General features: G+C 41.0%; 19 protein-coding genes and 1 riboswitch. Of the genes, 8 read left to right on the top strand and 11 right to left on the bottom strand.

The window, feature by feature from the left end; all coding sequences use genetic code 11:
• Nucleotides 1-36: 36 nt before the first annotated feature.
• The gene (fabG, locus tag ACL8WY_RS07370) at nt 37-783 is read right to left on the bottom strand and encodes a 3-oxoacyl-[acyl-carrier-protein] reductase (RefSeq protein ID WP_436517787.1); all 747 of its coding nucleotides are present in this window, start codon (nt 781-783) and stop codon (nt 37-39) included.
• A gap of 297 nt (nt 784-1,080) precedes the next feature.
• Here fabG and ACL8WY_RS07365 point away from each other — a divergent pair, with 297 nt between their 5' ends.
• Both ACL8WY_RS07365 and lpdA read left to right on the top strand, forming a co-directional pair.
• Nucleotides 1,081-1,536 (top strand): hypothetical protein, encoded by a 456-nt coding sequence (locus ACL8WY_RS07365; RefSeq protein ID WP_436517786.1) that lies wholly within the window; start codon nt 1,081-1,083, stop codon nt 1,534-1,536.
• A 115-nt stretch (nt 1,537-1,651) separates the two neighbouring features.
• Entirely contained in the window at nt 1,652-3,046 is a 1,395-nt protein-coding gene (gene lpdA, locus ACL8WY_RS07360) for a dihydrolipoyl dehydrogenase (protein ID WP_436517785.1), read from the top strand.
• A gap of 48 nt (nt 3,047-3,094) precedes the next feature.
• Here lpdA and ACL8WY_RS07355 read toward each other — a convergent pair whose 3' ends face one another.
• Genes ACL8WY_RS07355 through ACL8WY_RS07345 form a run of 3 tightly spaced genes read right to left on the bottom strand, consistent with a single transcriptional unit; the run spans nt 3,095 to nt 6,352 of the window.
• Nucleotides 3,095-4,072 (bottom strand): homoserine dehydrogenase, encoded by a 978-nt coding sequence (locus tag ACL8WY_RS07355; protein WP_436517784.1) that lies wholly within the window; start codon nt 4,070-4,072, stop codon nt 3,095-3,097.
• Nucleotides 4,069-5,049 (bottom strand): homoserine O-acetyltransferase family protein, encoded by a 981-nt coding sequence (locus ACL8WY_RS07350; protein ID WP_436517783.1) that lies wholly within the window; start codon nt 5,047-5,049, stop codon nt 4,069-4,071. The genes ACL8WY_RS07355 and ACL8WY_RS07350 overlap by 4 nt, the downstream gene beginning before the upstream one ends.
• The gene (locus tag ACL8WY_RS07345; RefSeq protein WP_436517782.1) at nt 5,021-6,352 is read right to left on the bottom strand and encodes an O-acetylhomoserine aminocarboxypropyltransferase/cysteine synthase family protein; all 1,332 of its coding nucleotides are present in this window, start codon (nt 6,350-6,352) and stop codon (nt 5,021-5,023) included. The genes ACL8WY_RS07350 and ACL8WY_RS07345 overlap by 29 nt, the downstream gene beginning before the upstream one ends.
• A gap of 60 nt (nt 6,353-6,412) precedes the next feature.
• Between ACL8WY_RS07345 and ACL8WY_RS07340 the strand changes: the two genes are divergently transcribed.
• The gene (locus ACL8WY_RS07340; RefSeq protein WP_436517781.1) at nt 6,413-6,559 is read left to right on the top strand and encodes a hypothetical protein; all 147 of its coding nucleotides are present in this window, start codon (nt 6,413-6,415) and stop codon (nt 6,557-6,559) included.
• A gap of 52 nt (nt 6,560-6,611) precedes the next feature.
• A riboswitch (SAM riboswitch) is annotated at nt 6,612-6,716 on the bottom strand.
• A 301-nt stretch (nt 6,717-7,017) separates the two neighbouring features.
• Nucleotides 7,018-7,479, top strand: coding sequence for a MaoC family dehydratase (locus tag ACL8WY_RS07335; protein WP_436517780.1), 462 nt, complete (start codon nt 7,018-7,020; stop codon nt 7,477-7,479).
• Nucleotides 7,480-7,531: 52 nt separating this feature from the next.
• On the opposite strand, the gene ACL8WY_RS07330 is transcribed toward ACL8WY_RS07335, so the two are convergent.
• From ACL8WY_RS07330 to sucD, 3 genes are all read right to left on the bottom strand, one after another.
• A complete protein-coding gene (locus ACL8WY_RS07330) occupies nt 7,532-8,965 on the bottom strand; it encodes a TonB family protein (protein ID WP_436517779.1) in 1,434 nt (477 codons plus the stop codon).
• Nucleotides 8,962-9,324 carry a BlaI/MecI/CopY family transcriptional regulator gene (locus ACL8WY_RS07325; RefSeq protein WP_436517778.1) on the bottom strand — a complete coding sequence of 121 codons (363 nt, stop codon included), beginning with the start codon at nt 9,322-9,324 and terminating at the stop codon, nt 8,962-8,964. Before ACL8WY_RS07325 ends, ACL8WY_RS07330 begins: the two co-directional genes overlap by 4 nt.
• A gap of 150 nt (nt 9,325-9,474) precedes the next feature.
• Entirely contained in the window at nt 9,475-10,347 is an 873-nt protein-coding gene (gene sucD / locus ACL8WY_RS07320; protein ID WP_436517777.1) for a succinate--CoA ligase subunit alpha, read from the bottom strand.
• A 390-nt stretch (nt 10,348-10,737) separates the two neighbouring features.
• Between sucD and ACL8WY_RS07315 the strand changes: the two genes are divergently transcribed.
• On the top strand, nt 10,738-12,057 hold the full coding sequence (locus tag ACL8WY_RS07315; protein WP_436517776.1) for an HTTM domain-containing protein: 1,320 nt from the start codon (nt 10,738-10,740) through the stop codon (nt 12,055-12,057).
• Here the strand turns inward: ACL8WY_RS07315 and ACL8WY_RS07310 are convergent.
• Both ACL8WY_RS07310 and ACL8WY_RS07305 read right to left on the bottom strand, forming a co-directional pair.
• On the bottom strand, nt 12,047-15,808 hold the full coding sequence (locus tag ACL8WY_RS07310; protein ID WP_436517775.1) for a LamG-like jellyroll fold domain-containing protein: 3,762 nt from the start codon (nt 15,806-15,808) through the stop codon (nt 12,047-12,049). The genes ACL8WY_RS07315 and ACL8WY_RS07310 overlap by 11 nt on opposite strands.
• Before the next feature lie 191 nt (nt 15,809-15,999).
• Nucleotides 16,000-19,794, bottom strand: a complete 3,795-nt coding sequence (locus ACL8WY_RS07305; RefSeq protein WP_436517774.1) for an ATP-binding protein — start codon at nt 19,792-19,794, stop codon at nt 16,000-16,002.
• 129 nt (nt 19,795-19,923) lie between these two features.
• On the opposite strand from ACL8WY_RS07305, the gene ACL8WY_RS07300 reads away from it, so the two are divergent.
• Nucleotides 19,924-20,940 (top strand): threonine aldolase family protein, encoded by a 1,017-nt coding sequence (locus ACL8WY_RS07300; protein ID WP_436517773.1) that lies wholly within the window; start codon nt 19,924-19,926, stop codon nt 20,938-20,940.
• On the opposite strand, the gene ACL8WY_RS07295 is transcribed toward ACL8WY_RS07300, so the two are convergent.
• Nucleotides 20,924-21,874 (bottom strand): DMT family transporter, encoded by a 951-nt coding sequence (locus tag ACL8WY_RS07295; RefSeq protein WP_436517772.1) that lies wholly within the window; start codon nt 21,872-21,874, stop codon nt 20,924-20,926. The genes ACL8WY_RS07300 and ACL8WY_RS07295 overlap by 17 nt on opposite strands.
• Nucleotides 21,875-21,938: 64 nt before the next feature.
• Between ACL8WY_RS07295 and ACL8WY_RS07290 the strand changes: the two genes are divergently transcribed.
• Entirely contained in the window at nt 21,939-22,811 is an 873-nt protein-coding gene (locus tag ACL8WY_RS07290; protein WP_436517771.1) for a DMT family transporter, read from the top strand.
• A 42-nt stretch (nt 22,812-22,853) separates the two neighbouring features.
• Complete coding sequence (locus tag ACL8WY_RS07285; protein WP_436517770.1) at nt 22,854-24,122, top strand: replication-associated recombination protein A; 1,269 nt, start codon at nt 22,854-22,856, stop codon at nt 24,120-24,122.
• Here the strand turns inward: ACL8WY_RS07285 and ACL8WY_RS07280 are convergent.
• Nucleotides 24,119-24,892 carry a hypothetical protein gene (locus ACL8WY_RS07280; protein ID WP_436517769.1) on the bottom strand — a complete coding sequence of 258 codons (774 nt, stop codon included), beginning with the start codon at nt 24,890-24,892 and terminating at the stop codon, nt 24,119-24,121. The two genes, ACL8WY_RS07285 and ACL8WY_RS07280, sit on opposite strands and share 4 nt — an antisense overlap.
• Nucleotides 24,893-24,911: the final 19 nt, after the last annotated feature.

Below are 24,911 nucleotides of genomic sequence, written 5' to 3'. Positions count from 1 at the left end.
AATGGGTAAACAAAAAGCTATTAATGATAAGATCGATCAAGTAAGCATTCCACCATCTACCTGGATTGTTTGTCCGGTGATATAGGTAGACATATCTGACCCAAGGAAAATACATGCGTTTGCTACATCTTCCGGGGCTCCACCTCTTTTCAGGGGAATAGCATCTCTCCAGCTTTGAACTGTTTTTTCATCCAAAGCATCGGTCATTTCTGTCTCAATAAATCCCGGAGCGATTGCATTACATCTTATACCTCTGGAGCCCAATTCTAAAGCTACCGATTTTGTAAATCCAATGATACCGGCTTTGGATGCCGCATAGTTTGCCTGGCCCGGATTTCCTTTGATACCTACTACAGAAGACATATTTATTATGGATCCGCTTCTTTGCTTCATCATGGTTCTGCAAGCTGCTTTCACAGTATTAAAACATGATTTCAAATTTATGTTTTGGATCGCATCCCAATCCGCCTCGCTCATTCTCATGAGAAGATTATCTTTTGTGATCCCGGCATTGTTGATGAGAATATCCAATGAGCCAAAATCAGCTACTACATTATTGATAAGCTCCTGAGCTGCTTCATAGTCAGAAGCATCTGAACGATAACCTTTTGCTTGGATTCCCTGAGAAGCTAGCTCTTTTTCAAGTGCTTCCCCTTTTTCAACGCTTGATAGATATGTAAATGCAATGTTTGCACCTTGAGCCGCATATTGCTCCGCAATTGCTTTTCCAATTCCTTTCGATGCTCCTGTGATGAGAGCGGTTTTTCCTTCTAGTAGTTTCATAATAGTTTGTTTCCAATTGCTAAGGTATATAATGGCTCGAATTTGGCGGATTTGTCATCACGGTAGTTTCTCTCATTTTTTGATAAAAAATTTTGACAAAACGTTTATTCCTGCTGTTTTATTTCGTTTGGTAATCATATATCACAATTAATGGCATGATATTGGCTTATGTTCTTATGTTGTTTTTTAGCTGAAGCGGGTATGAGGTTTTTTTTAACATAAAACGTATTCAACTGTTATATTGATGGATTGGTATAGCCGCATAGCTCATCATGTTTAACATTAAATTGTACTAAAATGAGAAGATTAGCATTTATTTCGTTGTTCATTTTATTAGCTTATTCGGCAAGTAGCCAGGCCACGATTCCTGCCTGGGGTTTGTCAAATGCACAGTTCTATGAGATAAACTCGAAACCTACTTTACGAACTATCGGACCCTTAAGTGATTCCTTAGCGGCGCTTCATGATATCTCCGATTTTTTGATTCATGATAATACCTATTACGGCGTGGAGACTTGGGCTGATTACTTCTTATGGTTTGTCAATAAATATGAACACCAGTTTGGTGCTGGTGATCGACTATTATATGAATTCCATTACTCCAGTAAGAATGATGTCCAGATGTCTGAAGTTTTAGCGAATAATTTTTTCTTTCAAGAAAGGTTTAAAGATGATGTTACTATCCAGTTTACTGAAACATCTGTCAGACAAATCCAACCTGATTTTGCTTTCGGGAGAAAGTACATTTATTAAATAAATCTAAACTCATATTTGAAAGAGGCAAGTTGTCTTTAGTAAGTGTTCTTAACTGTTCAAAAGCAGAGATTTTAAGATTACATTTGCAGCCTCAAATTAAAATCTAGACAACATGGCATCTAAATATGATCTTATTGTAATCGGAAGTGGACCAGGTGGATATGTAGCCGCTATTCGTGCATCACAGCTAGGAATGAAAGTAGGAGTTGTTGAAAAGTCCGAACTCGGTGGTGTTTGTTTGAACTGGGGATGTATCCCAACTAAGGCACTACTAAAAAGCGCACAGGTTTTTGAATATATCAATCACGCGGAGGATTATGGGATCAAAGTAAAGGACGCTAAAGCTGATTTCACAGGAATGGTGAAGCGAAGTAGAGATGTAGCTGGCGGAATGAGTAAGGGAATTCAATTCCTTTTCAAGAAAAATAAAATTGATCATATCGCTGGATATGGCACTCTGAAAAAAGGGAAGAAGGTTGAAGTGAAAGATGAGAGTGGCAAAGTCACAACATATGACGCCAACCACGTCATTCTAGCTACAGGAGGTAGAGCTCGTGAGCTTCCTAACCTACCAATTGATGGTAAGAAAATAATCGGATATAGAGAAGCCATGGTACTAGACAAGCAACCCAAGAAAATGGTTGTTGTGGGATCTGGAGCAATCGGAGTTGAGTTTGCCTACTTCTACAAATCGATCGGGACAGAAGTGACGATCGTTGAGTTCATGGACCGAATTGTTCCAGTAGAGGATGAAGAGGTGAGCAAGCAGCTTGAAAGAACGTACAAGAAAGCTGGTATGAAAATCATGACCAGCTCCGAGGTAACCAAAGTAGACACCAAAGGCTCTGGGTGCAAAGTCACTGTGAAAACAAAGAAGGGAGAAGAACAGCTGGAATGTGACGTAGTATTATCTGCTGTAGGTGTAGCCACTAACATTGAGAAGATTGGCCTGGAAGAAGTTGGCGTGAAGACAGAAAAAGGAAAAGTACTCGTAGATGACTTCTATAAAACCAATGTAGATGGAGTCTATGCCATTGGTGACATAGTAAAAGGTCAAGCCTTAGCACACGTAGCATCAGCAGAGGGAATTATTTGCGTAGAGAAAATCAAAGGCATGCATGTGGATCCTTTAGATTACAACAACATACCAGGTTGTACCTATTGTTCGCCAGAGATTGCATCTGTTGGCTATACTGAGAAAGCTGCCAAAGAAGCAGGCTATGAAGTGAAAGTTGGCAAGTTTCCATTCTCCGCTTCCGGTAAAGCCAAAGCGGCAGGCGCATCAGATGGATTTGTAAAGGTGATCTTCGATGCAAAATATGGTGAATGGTTAGGTGCGCACATGATTGGCGCCAACGTTACCGAGATGATCGCTGAGGCAGTAGCAGCAAGAAAACTAGAAACAACTGGGCATGAAATCATCAAGACTGTTCACCCACACCCAACGATGAGTGAAGCAGTGATGGAGGCAGCAGCAGCAGCTTATGATGAGGTGATTCACTTGTAAATTTTAAGTAGAAATTAGTTAAGCCCTGACGATATCGCCAGGGCTTTTTTATGCTACAGTTTTTATTAATCTACTAACCTGATAACTGTAGCCACTGAGAAGGCGCTTTAAATCTTCTAATACTGCAGAGCCTGTGGGCAACGATCCGGCTCCTTTGCCAGCAGCGATGTGACGTCCGCTGATTAGTGTGTCAACACTTATTGCATTATTTTCATAATCGATGCTGTAGAGCTCATCGTTAGGACCAACTTCTTCGGGTTTTACCGAACAAATTATCCCATTATCTGTCCGTTCAATCGTCGCGACAGGCTTGATTTTTCGACCTTTAGTTTTTGCCTTCTTGATAGCTTCTTTTGATACACCCTCAATGCTTTCGGAAGTGAAGCTGCTCATGGAAAACACCTCTCCAAAGGCGTGATATGCCAGGATAGAAAGCTTGTATGATGCATCTACACCACTGACATCTAATGTTGGATTTCTCTCAGCAAATCCTTTTGCTTGCGCATCCCTTAAGGCTTTATCAAAGCTCCATTGATGCTTTTGCATTTGAGTAAGGATGTAATTGGATGACCCATTGAGGATACCTCTAATCTTCCTTACTTCCTGATCTCTGAAGAAACCGTCCACTGCATGGACAATAGGAATACCACCTCCGACAGCTGCTTCATATAATAATGCACCTTCAAACTCATGATGCCATCGGTCAATCTCTTTTAGTGATTCTCCAATCATTTTTTTGTTTGCGCTAATCACGCTTTTTCCGTTTTGAAGTGCAGTAAACACAAACTGTTTGGCAGCTGATGCGTCATCAATAAGCTCTACGATGATATCAATTTCAGGGTCAAGCAAAAGCTCATCGGGATTGTCAGTGAAGTAGAGTTCGTGACCAATCCTCGGAAGATCTATTCGCTTTACACAAACCTTTTCTATAGTAGCAGGAATGTGAGGGTGCTTTTTTAGATTTTCGTAAAAGCCTTGGCCGACGGTCCCGAAACCAAAAAGTCCAATTTTTTTATATCCATTCATTTCAATGCGTTTCTTAAGATTTCTGAGATTTGATCCGTTTCAATTAAAAATCCATCGTGTCCATAGAGGCTTTTGATAGGATGAAAAGTCGAATTAGGCAGATGGGTAGAAATGTAGTCTTGCTCATGTATTGGAAATAGAATGTCAGTTTCAATTCCAATTACGATTGCATTTGACTTCACTTTTGATAGTGCGTTTTCTATTCCATTTCTACTTACTCCGAGGTTATGACTATCCATAGCCATCGACAAATAGTAGTAGCTGAAAGGCGAGAATCTTTTGCTGAGTTTTGATCCTTGATATCGCTGATAAGATGATGCTGAGAATTGATCAATTCTGCCATCTTCATCACTTTGAGTTTCGTTGTAAGTTTTCTCATGACGATATGAAAGCATTGCAATGGCTCGCGCTACTTCTAGTCCATCATCTGGATTAGAGGCTGAGCGAATGGCCATGCGCTGTGTCTCATTGAAGGCAATTCCCCACGCTGAGTGCTTTGCGTTCGTGGCAATCGGTACGATTGTTTCGAACAATTTGGGTTCTTGAACAGCCCATTCGAGGAGCTGCTGCCCTCCCATCGATCCACCAATACCTATTTGAATTTGTTCAAGGTTAAGGTGGTCTTTGAGTTTTTTGTGCGCTTCCACAAGATCTCGGATGGTAAGCTGTGGGAAGTTGAAGTCCATGGGTGCGGTGCTTCCGTAACATGAACCAATCGTGTTGGCGCAAACGATAAAATAGTCATCTGGATTTATTAATTGACCATTCCCAATTAGCCCATTCCACCAATCCGAAGGATCGCTATTTGCTGTGAGGGCATGAAATGCCCAAACCACGTTTGACTTATCCTTATTTAGTTCACCAAAGGTTGTGTATCGGATCCTAAGATCCCGGAGCGTTTTTCCACACTCCAGGACCAAAGGTTCCTCAACCTTAAAACCAAAAGATTTAAACTTGTGCTGTGTCGGTACTGGCATATACTTGTTCAAATGCTTGTTCAAAATCTGATTTAATATCATCGATATGCTCAATACCAACAGACACACGCAAGAGATTTGGAAAGACTCCAGCGTCTAGTTGCTCCGAATCCGTAAGCTGCTGATGAGTTGTGGCTGAAGGCTGAATAATCAATGTCTTCGAGTCACCTACGTTAGCTAAATGACTTACCAACTTGAGTTTGTCAACAAACTTTGTTGTTTCATTTTTCTCACCCCTAAGCTGAAATGAGAATACCCCACCAAAACCATTGCTTAGATATTTTTTTGCCAACTCGTGGTATTGACTGGTAGCTAACCCTGGATAATTAACCTTCTCTACCAACGGATGCTCATGCAACCAACTAGCAAGTTTCAAGGCATTATCTACTGTACGCTGCACGCGAAGAGACAATGTTTCTAAACCTTGCAATAGTAGGAACGAATTGAACGGACTTAAGGCGGGTCCAAAATCTCTCAATCCCTCTACTCGCGCTCTGATTGCAAAGGCAATGTTTGGCAAACCAAGTGGGTTTCCTTCACCAAATACTTCCCAAAATTTCAGTCCGTGATATCCTTCAGATGGTTCGGTGAATTGTGGATACTTACCATTACCCCAATTATACTTACCACTATCAATTATGACACCTCCGATAGAAGTACCATGACCACCGATCCACTTGGTCGCAGAAGCCGTGACAATAGCCGCTCCATGCTCAATAGGTCTAAAAAGATAGCCTGCAGCACCAAATGTATTGTCTACAACTAATGGGATATCATAGTCCTTAGCTACTTCAGCTATTGCATCAAAGTCAGGGATGTTAAATCCCGGATTACCAATGGTTTCCAAGTAGATCGCCTTGGTGTTTTTATCAATTAATTTTTCAAAGTCAGAGGCTTTATCCGTTTTTGCGAATCGTGCCTCAATTCCAAGCCGTTTGAAAGCCACCTTAAATTGATTGTAGGTTCCGCCGTATAAGAATGAAGTTGAAATAAGATTATCTCCTGCCTGCAGGATGTTATTCAATGCAATAAACTGCGCTGCTTGGCCAGAACCAACTGCCAGTGCAGCCACTCCGCCTTCCAGAGCGGCGATACGCTTCTCAAAAACATCGGTGGTTGGATTCATGATTCGGGTATAGATATTCCCGAACTCTTTGAGCCCAAAAAGATTTGCACCATGCTCCGAATCTTTAAAAGTAAAAGAGGAAGTCTGGTAAATTGGCACGGCTCGAGAGCGAGTGGTTTCATCTATTTCGTGACCGGCATGCAGCTGCAGCGTTTCGTATTTTAATTCTTGTGACATGATTATAATTCGTTTTGATAATGAAATATGGAGGAAGTGGATTTGTCACGTCTAACTGAAATGAATAAGAACATGAATGGATTTTTCCGGAAGAAGACGCACTTCATTCCTAAGTTGATCGCAAACCCTGATGGATCAATTATGAATTATCTGCAGCTGCAACAGCAACACATGCAAGAAGAATGGACAATCGAGGAGAAGACGTAATTTCCCTTTGAGACGCTGGCGTCCAAGTGATTGGGAACGATGTAATGTTGTGTGTTCATAGCAATCAATTTATCGTTCAGGAATTAGCACCGTTTCCGATTTTCGGCAGGTTGCTAGCGCGTCATAGAGCCTGTCTCTCAGCGCTTCTTTATAAATCGATACCTTATCGATTTGATGATGCAAACGTAGAGCAGGAATTTTAGTTTCTCCAAATTTTTTTACTAGAAATTTTTTCTGATGAATGTTTTGCACGAATAACTCACTCGCTTAGACTGTGATTTTGAAGCAGGAATTGAAGATGTAAGTAGCAGGTATTCAATCATATAAGTACTCGATGAACATGCATGAAGTATTTTGGTGTCAACGGATAAAATATTTTTTGAAAATTCAATGTGAAATTTTCTTAATAGTCTGTTCTACCTTTGATTGCAGAAAGAAATTTGACCTAACTAACAATCATGGGTAAACTAATCATCAATAATCACGCAGAGTTTGAGTCGCACCTTGGGAAGGTTATGGGCGAATCAGAGTTTCATAAAATCACTCAGGAGCAAATCAATAAGTTCGCAGATGCAACATTGGATCATCAGTGGATTCATACCGATCCGGAGCGTGCAAAAGAGGGACCTTTCGGTACCACCATTGCGCATGGATATCTCACCCTCTCTCTAATGCCTTACTTATGGGAGCAAATTGCCGAGTTCAATAATGTGAAAATGCTTGTGAATTATGGTATTGATAAGCTAAAATTCGGTCAGGCCGTAAAGGTGAATGATGAAATTAAGCTGACCGCAACCTTGAAGTCTTTAGCGAATCTTCGAGGAATTTCTAAAGCTGAGGTGGATGCACTATTGGAGATTAAAGGTGAGAAGAAGCCGGCATTTACTGCCACAATGGTTTTTCTATATCACTTTGAATAAATGAAAAAAGCCCAGTTGGGGCTTTTTTTTAAGTTAATAAATAGCTTAATGCTTAGTCGGTCAGAGTGAATTCGACAGGGGAAACCATTTTTTGGCGAACGGTTTTTCCGTTTTGAGAGCCAGGTTCCCATCTAGGGGATTCCTCGAGGACTCTTAGAGCTTCCGCATCGCATCCCGCTCCTATTCCTCTAAGTACTTCCATGTTGGTTAGTTCACCGTCTTCTTCGACAATAAAACCAACAAAGACCTTTCCTTCAACACCTAATCTTTTGGCTTGCTTTGGATACTTGATGTTTTCCTTAAGGTAACTTTTAAAGGCATTCAGGCCGCCAGGAAATGTGGCAGCGTTTTCTACTATTGTAAACACATCATCGCTTGTTTCCTGTACTTCTATGGTTTTGTTGAATAATGCGGATGATTGGTTAACAATCATGGTTACGCTTTTGTCATCTCCTTTTTCATTCACAAAAATCGCTGCTATCTGTTCAGGGTCATATGAATTAAGCTTTTTAATGCTTTCTTCATTTTCAAATTTGGTTTCTATCACCACATATTTTGATCCGGGATTTTCTTTTGTCAGCTTTTCTAGAGCTATCTGAACATCGTCGGAATAATCAATCTGCTGATTGCTTTCGTCTGCTATTCTCTTAATTTCAGAATCAAGCTCATCTTCGCAGGCGAACATGGCTCCTGAAATAGCCACCAAAGTAGCTATACTGGCCACTTTCCAAATACTGATTTTCTTTTTCATCTTTTTAATAAAGTTTAATCGGTTAAAAATAGGAGCGTCATCGAATGAACTGGCCAGGTCCATTCCATGCGCTTTCAAGGTGCATTGCACCAAGGTCTTTGTATATGTTGAATCATTAATCCTTAATGCAAATTCGTCCGCTTCGAATTCATGCACCGCTTTCAATTCGTTGATCATCAACCAGACGGAGGGTTGCCACCAAAAGAAGATGGTGAGTATATGAAAGATCAAAAGGTCGAGTGAATGCAACTTGGAAGCATGTCCTTGCTCGTGACGAATGATATCTGCCGGATTTTCGAAATTTTTCGGATCAATGAAAATCCACTTGAAAAATGTAAAGCTGTTTTGAAGTCCGGTGACTTTTTGGATGTTTATTTGATCGAATGCATCAGTTTCACTTTGTCTGTACCAACCATAGATCTGAATCAGATTAAGCAATAATTTAAACGTGAAAATGATACTTACAATGCCAATAACCACAACATACCACGGAATGTCCCATCCAGTCTCCTGTGGAGTTGCTGAAATTATTGGAAGCACAATTGCTTCTGTATTGAAGGTGGGAATGGCAGTTTTAGTCGGAATTTCTATCGCTGGTAAAATCAAACTTAGAAGCGTTGAGCCAAGCAGAAAAAATCGAAGAAATCCAAGTTGAGTCTCTTTGGATAGCATCACTTTGTAGATGCCAAAAAACAATAAGTGGAGAATCGAAAATTCAACTATATAGGTAATCATGACTCATTTTTTTTAAGTTCCTCAAGAAGTCTCTCTAAGTCCTTCACACTCATTTCTTTCTCCTTGGTAAAGAAGGATACAAGATCTTTATAGGATCCGCTGAAATACTTATCCACAAATCGATTGAGGTACTTTTTGCTATATGCTTCCTTGTCGATCAATGGATAATACCGATGCGATTTTCCAAAAGCCTCATACCCAACAAATCCTTTCTTTTCCATAATTCTGATAAGTGTGGAAATGGTATTATAGGCTGGTTTAGGATCGTTGTACTCTTCTACGATATCCTTGACAAAAGCTTTTTGTAGATGCCATAAAATCTGCATGATCTCTTCTTCGGCTTGGGTAAGTGGCTTCATAATTGTTAATAACTAATAACTTAGTTTCAAAACTAAATATTTAGTTTGAATATCCAAATCATTTTGAACTAATTTTTTAGTTGATAAAGATTGGGCACAAAAAAAGCCTCGTTCGAGGCTTTTTATTAACTATAAATTCTTAATAATAATTTATCCGAGTGCTTTTTTCATCACAGCTCCAATGTCTGCAGGAGAATCTACTACCTGAAGTCCACATTCGCTCATGATTCTCATCTTCGCTTCTGCGGTATCATCTTTTCCTCCGATGATGGCTCCTGCATGACCCATTCTTCGTCCCGGAGGCGCTGTTTGCCCGGCAATGAAACCGACAACTGGCTTTTTGTTACCGTTTTCCTGAATCCATTGAGCGGCATCCGCCTCGTAAGATCCTCCAATCTCACCAATCATAACGATTCCATCCGTCTCTGGATCTTCCATTAGCATTTGAACTGCCTCTTTAGTAGATGTTCCGATGATAGGATCTCCGCCAATTCCAATTGCCGTAGATATGCCCATTCCGGCTTTTACAACCTGGTCGGCTGCTTCATAGGTAAGTGTTCCCGATTTAGAAACAATACCCACTTTTCCTTTTTTGAAAACGAAACCTGGCATGATACCTACTTTAGCTTCTTCGGGTGTGATTACTCCCGGACAGTTTGGCCCAACGAGTACTGCACCTCTTGATTTTGCATAAGGCTTTGCATTCATCATGTCTTTTACAGGAATACCTTCGGTAATAGTCACAATTACTTTGATGCCTGCATCAGCAGCTTCCATGATTGCGTCAGCAGCAAATGCTGGTGGAACAAAGATGATGGTAACATCAGCGCCAGTTTTATCCACAGCTTCTTTCACTGTATTGAATACAGGTTTGTCCAAGTGCATTTGTCCACCTTTTCCTGGTGTCACACCTCCGACAACATTAGAGCCGTATTCGATCATTTGGCCTGCGTGAAAAGTACCTTCAGAGCCTGTGAAGCCCTGTACGATGATTTTTGAATCTTTATTTACAAGAACACTCATTTCTATTAGATTTTCCGCAAAAATATACGATTAAAACTGTCTGCCAATGACTTATTTAAATAGGCTTTCAGAATCATGCATTTTTCTTCGTATAAGCCATAAATAATTTTCCTGAATCAGATCTTCCGAATCGGAACTGGCACACTTTTCGCTAATTATTTTCTTGTATTTCCAATAGGGGATTAATCTTTCGACAAAAAGGTCAGTCTAAAGGTTAAAGATCGTTAAATGGTAAAACCCCTAAAACGAATAAGCGTAAAATAAGTAAGTAATTAATCCTCTTCATATTTACTTAGGTTTAAAATAAGGGAGCTTTCGAGCTCCTTTTTTTATTTCACATCAGGTATTCTTTAGGCTTCCCGCTATTTTCACGGCAGAAACTGCTACGGGATGCTTCAATCAGTCAGGACATTTTTAGGAACGGAAGTCGACAATAGTCCACTTGTGCTATTCCGAATGATTTTTGGATTCCTGGCAGCAGCGGAAAGTTTCGGAGCAATAGCTACCGGCTGGCTCAAGAAAACATTCATAGTGCCAGAGTTTACTTTTACCATCATTGGTTTCGAGTGGCTACAACCGCTCGAAGGCAATGGAATGATCGTCTATTTTGCGGTGATGGGAACAGCAGCGCTTCTCATCATGCTTGGACTGTTTTATCGGGCATCAACTTTCGTGTTTTTAAGTATGTGGACGGTAGTCTATATCATGCAAAAGACCCATTATAATAATCACTACTATTTACTGGTATTGCTGAGTGCAGCCATGTTACTTCTGCCAGCGCATAAGAACAGATCGCTGGATTCACATTTTGGGTTTACGATAGCAAAACAATCTTGCGCCAGAATTTGCCATTACTTCTTTGTCATTCAAATCTTGATTGTCTATGTCTATGCCAGTATTCATAAAATTCATTGGGACTGGCTGGAAGCCCGCCCTTTGAGTATTTGGTTTCAATACAAGTCAAATTATTGGGTGATAGGCTCATTGCTGCAAGAGCGCTGGTTTCAGTATGCCATAGCTTGGGGGGGTGTATTATACGACGGAACAATCATTTTTCTCCTTCTCAACCCAAAGTCAAGAAAAATAGGATTTGTTCTCTCCATCGTTTTCAACCTTTTCAATTCTTTCGTTTTTCAAATAGGTATTTTTCCCTATCTCATGATCGGGCTCACTGTTTTCTTTTTTCCACCGGAAACCATTCGAAATATCTTTTTCAAAAAGAAACCTAAGGTGTATCCAATTAGGAAACAGCTCTCTTTAGGTTGGACATATATTCTTGTTTTATATTTCATTTTTCAAATACTGTTACCGGCACGGAACCATCTATTTCAGGGAAATGTAGGCTTCACTGAAGAAGGTCATAGACTATCCTGGCGGATGATGTTACGAGCGAAATCCGGCTCTCTAAATATGTTTGTTGAAGATAAAGAGACAGGAAAACGAGATCGTGTGAATCTTCGAGATCATCTTTCTCCAGATCAGCGGTCTTCTATTGCTGTGCAACCAGATATGATTTGGCAATTCGCCAAACATCTGAAAGAAGAATATGCGGCAAAGGAGGAGGATATAGCTGTATATGCAGATGCGAAAGTTTCCTTGAATGGCCATCCAAGGAAGCTACTCATTGACAAAAATGTAAATCTTGCAAGTGTGCCCTGGGAATCATTTAAACACTCAGAGTGGATTTTAAGTTACGATGTTAATGATTGACTTTAGCAAATTTCATTGACTTCAGTAATCTTTCTTTCCTAAATATGTTTAAAATATATATCCCCTCATTCAGGTTTGAAAGATCAATTCGGTTATTTGGTAATGACAAAATAACTACCACAACTTCTTTACCATGTGTATCAAAAATGATGATTCGATCTGCAGTAAAACTTTCAGCAAAATTTAGGTTCAAATAGCTACGAACAGGATTAGGATAAATAGTGACCTCTGGATCCATTTCAATGCCCAATGGATTCATTTCATCCACATCAGTAACTGTAATTGCGACTTCCAAAGTGGCTTCATTCGAAGAACCATCTGTGGCTATCAGGTCGATTAGATAAACATTATCGCTATTTCCATCATTGGGATTTTCGAAATCAGGGGTCGTGGTAAAGCTAATTTCATTGCCATTCATTGTGAATAGCCCCTCATCTTTCGTGTCCCCAAGACTGAAAGTGACATCTTCATCGGCTGTTGCAGTGTAAATGCTACTAGTATTGGAAGTATTTTCTTCTACGTTAACTGAAACAGTGGAAGTGATATTAGGTGCGATTTCATCCACGTCAGTAACCGTAATAACTACTTCCAAAGTGGTTTGGTTGGATGCTTCATCAGTTGCTATCAAATCTACTAGGTATTTATTATCACTATCCCCATCCTGAGGATTTTCAAAATCTGGAGAGGTATGGAAGGTAAGCTTGGCTACATCCAGTGTAAATAAACTTTCGTCTTTAGCATCTCCTAAACTAAATGTGACCGTTTCGTCTGTAGTAGCGGTGTACACGGCTATTGCATTTGATATGTTCTCTTCAATACTCACTGTAGAAGCAGAAGTAATTGTTGGAGCAGTATCATCCATATCAATAACCGTAATAGCCACTTCCAAATTGGTTTGGTTGGATGCTTCATCTGTTGCTATCAAGTCGATCAAGTAAATATTATCGTTGTTTCCGTCTTGAGGATTTTCAAAATCGGGAGACGTAGTAAAACTAATTTCATTGACAGCCAGTGTAAACAGGCTCTCATCTTTCGTATCCCCCAAACTGAAGGTGACCGTTTCATCGGCGGTGGCAGTGTACACCGTTCCTGTTACATTCTCTGCTACACTGGTTTCGGTAGCAGATGTAATTACTGGATTGGTAGTATCTAAATCGTTTACAGTTATAGTGATGGTCTCACTGTCCTCAAATTCTCCATCACTCACGGTGATGGTCACATCATGTGCTCCAACTTGATCACTGGTTGGTGTCCAACTAAAAACTCCTTCAGAGGCCATTATCTCCATACCTTTACCAGAGGACGTTATGTCTATACTAAACGTAAGTGTTTCAGAGTCCTCATCCTCTGCTGAAACAATGAAAGAAAGCTCCGTTTCTTCATCAATTGATTTGTCCCCTATTGCTGTCAGCACGGGGGGCTGGTTTACACATATTGAGGTGCTACCATCGGCATTAAGCCAGTTGGCATTGGCATCCATATTGTTAAGTATGCCGTCATGATTACCAGCCATGTCGGTAAGAGTTGTGGAACCGTTCTGGTTGTTGAAGTCATAATGCGCCAGAAGTGCTATGGCCTCATCTGCAGGGTGTGTACCACCGGCCGATTGTGATACTTCCTGGGCTGTAAGCACCCGGTTCCAGATTTTCAACTCATCAAGATTTCCTTTAAAAAAACGAGTATCATCATCTAACAGTCTACCGATCAACATGTTGGAGGAACCCGTAAAGTCACCGTCGGCAGTTCGGGTAATATCCAATGCACCATCAATATATATGGATTGCAATTTGGTACTTTGGTCATAAGTAAACCCGTAGTGGTGCCAATCACTATCCGTGATAGTAGTTTCAGTATCAAGATCATCGGAGTAAAAACCTAGAGCAACATTATTATTCCGGAATAAAAGATGCAATCCTTTATTCGGTTCGCTGCTTCCCATGAAGAATACTACAGCATACTTATTCTCAGTTCTCTGCGCCCAAAACTCCATGCTAAAGGATTGGCCAGCTAAATTTGGACCTGTACCAGAAACATAGTCGTCCGTACCATCAAAGGCCAAAATCTGACCACAATCTTCCGAGCTGTTTGAGGGAGCATTCGGGATGTCTTTTGTCGTAGGGTCACAATCGTTATCTATTAAGTCACCGTATATCTCAGGAGAACCAGGGTTTACTGTTCCGTCATTGTCGTTGCAATCGCCCAGACTAAGACCCTGGCCAGCCAGGTCTTCTTCTAAATAATAATCATTATCAGGGGGCGAACAAGCCTGTACCCCATCGCCTACATAATTATCACCATCTGCATCTGTATAATATAGAAAGCCGGAAGTGCTTCCATCGGCATTAAGCCAGCTGGCATTGGTATCCATATTGTAAAGCACGCCATCATGGTTACCGGCTATGTCGATCAGGGTTGTTGAACTGAACTGGTTGTTAAAGTCATAATGTGCCAGAAGTGTTGTGGCCGCATCTACAGTGTGTGCACCAGCAGCAGATTGTGATACTTCCTGGGCTGTAAGCACACGGTTCCAGATTTTCAACTCATCAAGATTTCCTTTAAAAAAACGAGTGTCATTATCTAACAGTCGACCGATCAACATATCGGTGGAACCGGTAAAGTCGTCATTGGCAGTTCTGGTTATATCTAGTTCTCCATCAATATATATGGATTGCAATTTGGTACTTTGGTCATAAGTAAACCCGTAGTGGTGCCAATCACTATCCGTGATAGTAGTTTCCGTATCAATATCATCGGAGTAAAAACCAAAAGCAACATTATCGTTCCTGAATGCAAGAAACAATCCTTTATTCGCTTCGGCGCTTCCCATGAAGAATACCATAGCATACTTATTCTCAGTTCGCTGTGCCCAAAATTCCAAGCTAAAGGATTGACCAGCTAAATCCGGACCTGTAGCAGAAACATAGTCGTCCGTGCCATCAAAAGCCAAAATCTGACCACAGTCTTCAGAATCGTTGGAAGGTGCATCCGGTATGTCTTTTGTTGTGGGGTCACAATCATTGTCAATGGCATCACCTTGTATCTCAGAGACACCAGGGTTTACTGTTCCGTCATTGTCGTTGCAGTCGAAAAGCACTCCGTTAGGCAAGTTGTCTGCTGCATAATAGACATCCGTATTAGGATTCGTTTCTGCTAAAACATACGATTCGCTCACATACAGGTCTCCATCTGCATCTGGATACCACCTGGGAAATATCTCTTCCAAGTTTAAGGTTATTTTCCAGGAATTATTATCCACCCTCTGCATTAAGGCATTGCATCCGTCATCAATTTGTGAATAAGTACGCCAGGCATGCAATCTAAACACTACGGTTCCGGTAGCTCCATCGGCTATGCTAAGCCCCGTGCGATTATAGCTATATGTTCCTAACTCATCGCCGGATCCATTGGCAAGCGAAGATTCCCTTTGCCCTGTGGTAATACATTCCAACAAGCTTCGTTGCTCACTTTTATAACCATTGTACGGATCTCCCATTCCTGTCATCGTATAAGATACATCTACACTAACCACGGCCATACCATCAGGAACGTCTAGGGATAAATCCCCCGGGCAATCGCTATCGTCACTGGCAGCAGGGGAAGTGTTGAACAAAGTACCGATATCCCCTTCGGTATAGGTAGCCGAAACTGTCTCTTGGCCATTTACAACAAATGAAGTCATTAAGAAAGCCAGGAATAAAAATGAGTGAATATCTGGTACTGGAAATGTGTTTTTTCGTGTTGATCGTCTCATGGCATGAAGCTTTATGATGCTTCATTAAAACTAGAATTGAAAGCCGTGCACCTGGATAGACAATCCTGCCAACAGGGTAAACGATCCTGCCAAAAACTTCAATGGAGGTAATTTGGTCTATGATTAATAGGGTTTAATCTATCAACTGCTCATTGGATGTGAGAAGTGATACCACCAATTTTCGATTTGGTTTAAGAATCAAAATAGTGAGTGGGTCGCTTTCCAAAGCGTTCATAGTACATTTTGGATAGATATGCAGGCGTTCCTATCCCTACGGCTATGGCTAGTTGAGATAGTTTTATAATACCACCACTGAGCAGTAAATCTCTTGCATGCAGTAGTCTAATCTCCATAATAAACTGAGCAGGACTGAAGCCGGTAAGGACTGAAAGTCGTCGATAAATTTGACGTTCACTAAGTGCAGCTTCATCCGCCATGTCGGCAACAGAAATTTTTGTGTCTGATATTCGACTCATGATATATTCCTTCATTCGCTGAACCAATGCTTCATCTTCCTTAGAAATATGCTCATCAGATTGTTCGTTCTCTTCTTCTATTTCATTCTGCCACTTCATCCGATTTTGCAGGTTATCCACCAGATTAACTGCACGGATCAATAGCTCGTCCTGATCAAAAGGCTTGGTCAGGTAATCGTCAACGCCTAATCTGAGCCCGGTCAGAAGGTCTTCGTGCGAGGCTTTTGCAGTGAGTAGGATAAACGGAATATTTTTTAGGTCTACTCTTTCTTTTACCCTGGAAAGAAATTCAAATCCGTCCATTTCCGGCATCATTACATCCGAAATGACTAATGATGCCTTGTTGTGACCAATCCATTCAAGCGCTTCTTTTCCGTTGGATCGAACAGTAACATCAAAGTATTTACTCATTACCTCCTCCAGATATTCCTGCATGTCCAGGTTATCTTCTACAATCAGCGCACGCGGTTTTACTACACGGCCTTTAGTTAGTTTTTGAGTGATGATATCATCTACTGTCTGCTGCTCTTCTTGCTTATTCTCTTCGTCAGGTATTTTCGAGGAATCGATAATCGGTAATGAAATGAAAAAAGTGGTGCCAAGATGTTCGCGGCTTTCCACCTCAATGGTGCCGCCATGTAATTCCGTAATTTCTTTGACTATAGTAAGTCCTAAACCAGAACCTTGTGCCTGACTCGGCTGGTTGTCCACTTGGTAAAATCGATCAAAAATATGTGGAAGTTCTTCAGGGGGCATCCCCACCCCCTCATCTGCTACTTCTATTATCGCATGGTCATTGCTATCCAAGAGATTAACCCTGATGATGCCGCCTTTTTTTGAGAATTTGTACGCATTGTAAATCAGGTTGCTGATCACTTTTTCGAATTGTTTTTGATCCAGTTCACAATGCCGCCTTTTCTTTGTTTGATCAGTAAACGCTAGCTGGATGTCTCGCTCATGAAGCATCGATTCAAAGGAGCCGCATATTCGTAACAGGAGTTGATTGATTTGAACAGGATGTTTCTTAAGCTGATATTTACCCAGTTCGAATTTTGATAAGTCAAGCAAATCCTCGATCATAACCGAGAGTTGATTTAAACTCCTTTGAGAGTTTTTGAGATATCTGTCTGTGGAACCTGCTTCCTTATTATTGAGTGTATTTTCTATATTTCCCTTTGCCAGTGTGAGTGGAGTTCGCAATTCGTGGCTAATATTCGCAAAGAATGAGCTCTTCATTTTGTCCAGCTCTCGCAGCTGTTCCGCCTCTTTATTCTTTAAAAGGACAAGATTGCGCAAGCGAATTCTCCTATTGGTATAGCGGATATACCCAAGCACCACCGATAAACCTCCTATGAGGTAAATCAAATAAGCCCACCATGTCCGAAACCAGGGAGGCAGTATAGTGAATGATAATACGGTAGCAGCTTCTTCCCGAGAAGGAGTCATCACCTGAAGTCTGAGCTTATAATCTCCTTCAGACAGGTTGGCGATCTCCAGGTAATTTTGTGTGCTCCATGACGACCACTTCTCATTATACCCATCCATTCTATACCTGTAAAAATTCTCACCAAAGGCATTCATGTTGTTGCCTGAAAAAGAAAATTTCAGCGGGTCGGTACTATAGGGCAGCATTTGACCTTCCGAATCTGAAGGTGAAATTACCGCCTGCAAAGGATCACCTACACTGCTTGCTACAGATAGGTCATATAGAATAATATTCTCATTTGCTCCGATAAATAGCTTTTCCTTCATTAGTTCTACCACTACCGGATCGCCTTGATACACACCAAACAAGGGCAATTTTTTAATGTGCTGATCGCTGGCATACACATCACCTGTTAGAATTTTGTTGTTAAAATACAGTAGCCATGTGGTGTCTCCTGATGCATAAAGCCCTTGTACCCGAGAAGTACTGGCTGGCAGTCTGTCATTAAATTCGGCGAATGATTGGAGCTGATCTGTGGCTGGATTCAATCGGTAGAAGGCATCTTGTGTGGTAACCAACAGTTGTTCTTTCCAGTGCTTGATGGAACGTGCATGCTCAAGATCGTAGAGCTTTAGCCCTAACGAATCATGATAGGTAAACAATCCCGTGCTAATGGATACCCCAGCAAATCCTTCCGGATAATCCACCATGTCCACTACGTTGAAAGGGATATTCTCTAATTTGTGTATCACAGACCAACGCCCTTGTTTTTCTTCTAGGTAGTAAACATCTTCATGAAGTTTAGCCACAAACTCACCCTCCTGACTTTTTTTAGCTATGGCCCATCCTGTTCCTTGTAGTATTTCTGTTGCCTGATTTTCGACTACTTGATAAGTAATGCCTAAATCAAAATTGGAGGCAAACAATTTTTGATCACAGACAATAACCTCTGCGCATAAATTGGCTGTTCCACGGACATGTTTGAGATCTATTCCATCCTCCGTACAGCTAAATAACCCCTTGTCTGTTCCGAAGTATAATCGCCCGTTGAATAATGAAAAATCCGTGTATCCGTCCAGTTCATCAAACTGATAATAGCGCATCGGACTTGACCGATCTATATACATGATGCCTGTAGCCATCCCCAGCCATAGCCCGTTACTGGCGTCTTCAAAAACATCCCGCACGGTTTCATGCTTCATGTTGTAATTTTCCGAAGAAACCTGATGGACAATGCTACCCTCATTATTGGTGATTACTAATCCACCACTTAAAGTGGCAAAGGCATAAAGCCCATCATGTAGCAATTCTGCCTGAAAAATGTGATGTTCTTTAAAGTGTTCATCAGCATCGGTACTAAATGGTTTCACTACTCCATCCTTATAAAGGAATAGACCATCATAGCGGGTTGCAATCAAAAGACCCTTGGGGTGTGGTAAAAATCCATTGCATTTGTAGTCAAAGGAAATCCCCTCAAGTACTTCCAGTTTACCATCATATACTTTAGCAATACCTACTTCTCTGATGTGGGTATAGATGGTATCATTTACATTAACGGTGATATCAAAAGGCCGGCGGGAATTGCCAAAAGCATGAATAACGGATAAGCTTTCGTTGTGAAGTCTAAAAAGATATTTTGTAGATCTGAAGTAAACTCCGTGAGAGGTGATGTTGATATTCCAAATAGTGCCAAACTCAGAAACTGCTGCATCGAGGGAGTCACTAAGTGATTTAAAAGTTAAGTCTTCTGTGAAATAGCCGAATTGGCCGCCACTGCCTATGTATATGCGATTTTGGTCATCGGACACGGCTATAGAATAGATGGCAAGCTCGCCAGGTAACTGCTCACTTTCCCAGCGTCCATCTTTATATCGGACGAGCGCTGAAGATGTACCAAAATACATTGTTCCATCGGAGGCCTGATCAATGTACCAGACATCACGGCCACCTCCATATTCCTGCGGATTGATAGATTTATTTGGATAAATCAGTTGACCATTCACCTGCACCCCAAATCCTACTGCCAGCATTAGAAAAGCTGAAAGAATGGATTTTCCATGATATGAAACATTGAGAACGGGCATCTACTCCTTTGAAACTAAATGTAAAGATAAGTCCTGCTAATCCTTTTAACACTGCAAAAACGAACACATTCATGGGTGAATGTAGACTAAGTTTTAGAAGATGAAGTGTTGAATTAATTTGCAATTCCTATGATTGATTTAAGAAGCGACACAATTACAAAACCTACCAAAGAAATGCTCAGCGCAATGATGAGTGCCGAAGTAGGCGATGATGTGTTTGGGGATGACCCTACAGTGAACAAACTTCAGGAAAAGATTTCGAAGATGTTTGGAATGGAAGATGCACTTTACTGTCCATCCGGAACAATGACCAATCAGATTGCGATGCGAATCCATACTCGTCCACAGGATGAGGTGATTTGTCATAAGTACTCACATGTATACATGTATGAAGGCGGAGGAATGATGTACAACTCCATGCTTTCTCCTAAGCTACTCGAAGGTGAGCGGGGAATGATCACCGCACAGCAAGTCAGCCAAAGCATCAATCCAGATGATATACATTTTCCAAACTCACGCCTCGTGGTACTGGAAAACACCATGAACAAAGGAGGAGGTGCCATTTATGATCTCAAGGAGATACAAGCCATCCGAACAGTTTGCGATGAAAATCAATTGAAACTTCATCTTGATGGCGCCCGCTTTTTTAATGCAATTGTAAAAACTGGTGAAAATCCGGCGGAATATGGCAAGCTATTCGATTCTATTTCTATCTGCTTTTCAAAGGGCCTTGGTGCTCCGGTCGGTTCGGTTCTTTTAGGCACAAAAGATCAGATGAAAGAAGCGCGAAGGGTGAGAAAAGTCTTTGGAGGTGGCATGCGACAGGCAGGGTATTTGGCAGCAGCATGTATGTATGCTTTGGATCATCACATCAATCGTTTGACGGACGATCACCGAAGAGCTCAGCAAATTGGAGAAGAATTAAAGCGACTTACTTTTATTGAAGAAGTATATCCGGTCGAAACGAATATTGTAATCGGCAGGTTGGCAGAAGGAAAATCTGAAAAGTGGTTGCTCGACGAATTGGAAAAGCAAGGAATACTAGCTGTAGGGTTCGGGAAAGGACTCGTGCGCTTCGTGACTCATCTGGATTTTAAGAATGAGGATCTAAACCAGTTTGCTGAATCAATCAGGCGGATTTCTTAGTCATTGTCACCAGCCAAACACCGGTAAATACAAAAGCAGCTGCCAGAAGGTGCTTCAGGACAAATACTTCATCGAAGAATAAAATAGCAGTAGCAGTAGCAAATACGGGTTGTAAATAAATAAAGGCTCCGACTACAGATGAATTAACTTTTACAAGAGTCCAGGCATTTAAGAAATAGACAACCACCGTCACAATAATAATTGCGTATCCCATGCTCCACCAGACTTTCGGTGGTAGGTCTGCGAAGGCTACACTTGAGGCTTGGGAAATTCCGACCGGGATTACAAAAACAATCGCAATAGTGAATATCCAGGTTACTACCGTCATGGGTTTGTACTTCTTCATTAGTGGTTTGACCAAAACGAGATAGCAAGCATAGCTAGCACCATTTATTAGCACCAATATATCGCCTCTCCAATCTCCTGTTGTCAGTAAAGAGTTGGGCTGATATAGAATAATTACAGCACCGACAAGCCCTAATACGATACCAAGCACTTTGTTCTTGGTGATCCTTTCTCCGATTAGTAGGAAAGCCCAAATAAGCACCAGAACTGGCGTTAGGGTCATAATTATTGATCCATTGACAGCAGAAGTAAGGCTGATACCTTTGTAAAATAAAAGTTGATTTACAGCCACACCAGTTAACGCGCATAATGCCAAAGTCCAACCATCCTGTCTCCAATTGATTTTTTCTCTATTGAAAGAATGAATGAGCCAGAAAACACCTGATGCTACAATTACCCGAAAAACAATGAACCCGTAAGGTCCGACATATTCCGGGACAACTATTTTGAGAATGCTATAATTGACCCCATAGAATAAGCTCACTAAGGTGAGCGCCGTATACGTTTTGATTGAGTCAATATTCACGCGTGCAAATGTAACCTTTGAACCTTCAATTGGGCATTTATTCCGATTCAGAAAAAACGACATTTGGATGAAAATTCTTCATCCAAATAATGCGAAAAAAAGGAGTTGGATAATCTAGCTTCGGACCATGCGATTGAGCTCTACTTCACTTTTTATAATTCCGGCACTCATTTGGGGATCAACATTTTTTGTTATCAAGTTTCAACTTGGGGCAGTTGATCCGACATGGTCTGTAAGCTATCGATTCATTCTTGCTGGACTACTGCTGTTGGTTTATTCAAAGTTTAAAGGACTGAACCTTCAATTTGACCGAATGGCTCATATGAGAATGATTCTACAAGGAGCATTGCTATTTGGGTTCAACTATTGGTTTGTATATATCGCTGAGCAGGAGCTGATCAGTGCACTTGTGGCCATCATGTTTTCATGCATCATATTTCTTAATGCATTTTTTGGGAAATTGTTTCTTGGAAAAATTGCAGAGAGGAAAGTCTATTTTGGTGCAATTTTAGGAATAGCCGGAACGCTTCTACTATTCAAGCAAGAACTACTTGGATTGGGAGATGCAAATTTCAAAACCTTTCATCTTACCATTTGCTTCATTTCCGTAATTGCGGCGTCTTTGGGAAACATTACCTCTGCATTTAATCAAAGCAAAGGCATGCCGGTGATTCAGACCAATGCTTTTGGGATGTTGTACGGTGGGTTGATTATCGCTTTGATGGCCTTTATTTCAGGAGCTCAAATATCTTTCGACATACAATTTGAATATATTTCATCTCTTCTCTATTTGTCATTGTTCGGATCCATTATCGCCTTTGGATCTTACCTGACCTTGATCGGAAAAATCGGTGCAGATAAAGCCGGTTATGTTCTGGTCGTGATTCCCGTTATAGCCGTTACCCTTTCAGTGATTTTCGAAGACTACCTGCTTGGCTGGCATGTGCTGGTAGGAATGATACTAATCCTTTTGGGTAACATCATCGTTCTCAAAAAGTGATCTCTGACCGATGCTAATATTCTTAGTATTAAATTTGTCCATATGTTTCAAGATCAATCACCCTTAGCAGAGCGCATGCGACCTTCCAGGCTTTCAGATCTGGTAGGCCAAGAACATTTAGTTGGTGAAAACGGAGTTCTCCGAAGAGCCATTGGTTCTGGTCAGGTGCCTTCCATGATTTTGTGGGGACCTCCGGGAACAGGTAAGACAACCATTGCCAATATCATTGCTAACGAAGTAAAAAGACCTTTTCACACGCTGAGCGCAATAAGTGCTGGAGTGAAGGAAGTTCGTGAAGTTATTCAGATAGCAAGTAAAGGGAATAAAGCCATTCTTTTTATTGATGAAATCCATCGGTTCAACAAAGCTCAGCAAGATGCCCTTTTGGGAGCAGTTGAAAAAGGCGTAATTACACTAATTGGCGCAACTACTGAAAATCCAAGTTTCGAAGTAAACTCTGCATTGATTTCCAGATCGCAGGTTTACACTCTAAATGCTTTGACTAAAGAAAACCTGTTAACCCTGGTAGAAAAGGCGCTCACTCAAGATGATGATTTGAAGAAGGAAAAAGTAGATCTGAAAGAAACTGAGGCACTTTTCAATCTTTCTGGAGGGGACGGAAGAAAACTGTTGAACCTACTTGAGTTGGTAATCAAAAGTGATGAGGGGAAGCAAAAGACCATAACCAATGAAAAAGTAGTTGAGGCCGCTCAGAGAAAAACAGTACTATATGACAAAAAGGGAGAGATGCACTATGATGTTATTTCTGCCTTTATCAAATCCATTCGTGGAAGTGATCCAAATGCAGCCGTTTACTATTTGGCTCGGATGATCGAGGGAGGAGAGGATGTAAAATTCATTGCCAGAAGATTAGTCATTTTAGCGTCTGAAGATATAGGCAATGCCAACCCAACAGCCTTGGTGATGGCCACCAATGCATTCCAGGCCGTCAATATGATTGGGTATCCGGAATCTCGAATCATTCTTTCCCAATGTGTAACCTATCTTGCATCTTCTCCCAAAAGCAACGCCAGCTACATGGCCATTAATCAGGCGCAAGCACTCGTTCAAAAGACCGGTGATCTTCCTGTCCCAATGGCGATAAGAAACTCTCCTACCAAGTTGATGAAAGATCAAGGCTACGGCAAAGGCTATAAGTATGCACATGATCACCCACTGAATTTTGCAGAAATGGAGTTTCTTCCCGAAGAAATTGAGGGAATGAAATTATATGACCCTGGAAAGAATGCACGTGAGGAGGAACTCAGAAAATTCCTCCGTACACGATGGAAAGAAAAATATGGCTATTAGATCTTAAAGGCCACTCCAAACTTTATTACCAGCAAGTCTGTGGTAGATTGGCGAGGTTGTGATTCAAGATTTAAATTATCACCATCAATGTCATTCGTGGCAACATTGGTGATGTCGGAAAAGCTGACGGTCCAAGACTCGGTATCATCTCCATCAAAGTATTCAGCTCTTTGGCCTTTGAAGTAGTTTACTCTGAGATCTATAAATGCTTTTGGTGCAATCTTGATTAAGAAACCACCGCCAAAACCATAACTTAAAATCCAATCGTCTAAAACTGTTTCCCTCGATATAAGATCGGAATCATTCGGATCCTTCGCCCACCTTCTATCATTGGATCGATCTGTTATTTTAGTACTTGTTGAGATATATCTAAAACCAAATAGTACTTCTCCATATGGCTGAATCATTTCTAAGGAAATAACACCTCTTACAAATGCATGTGTTCCAAAGATGCTATTGGTATTCACCAGTCTAAGTGGTACATCGAGTGTTGCTAATACATTTCCATTTTGATCAGAAACATTTGCTGAAAGATCCAGATCCTGTGTATTTCTACCGTAAACCATGTAGTTGATATCTAGTCCCAGATAAATCGGGGTGCCTTTTTGAAAAGGAAAGGCAATGGACAAATCGCCACCAAAACCTGTGGCATCTGTATTTTCTTTGAAATCATTTTGTGGCAGTCCAAGTGAAAATCCAATACTGCCCATTTGGCTAAACGCCAAAGTTGATGCAAATGAAAACACAGTGATGAGTAGGTACTTTTTCATGTTAATTGTGGTTCGTGAT

The sequence above is a fragment of the Ekhidna algicida genome, assembly GCF_051379705.1.
Lineage (GTDB): Bacteria > Bacteroidota > Bacteroidia > Cytophagales > Cyclobacteriaceae > Ekhidna.
Note: the sequence above shows the minus strand (reverse complement) of the source record. Positions and strands in the feature narration are given on the sequence as shown.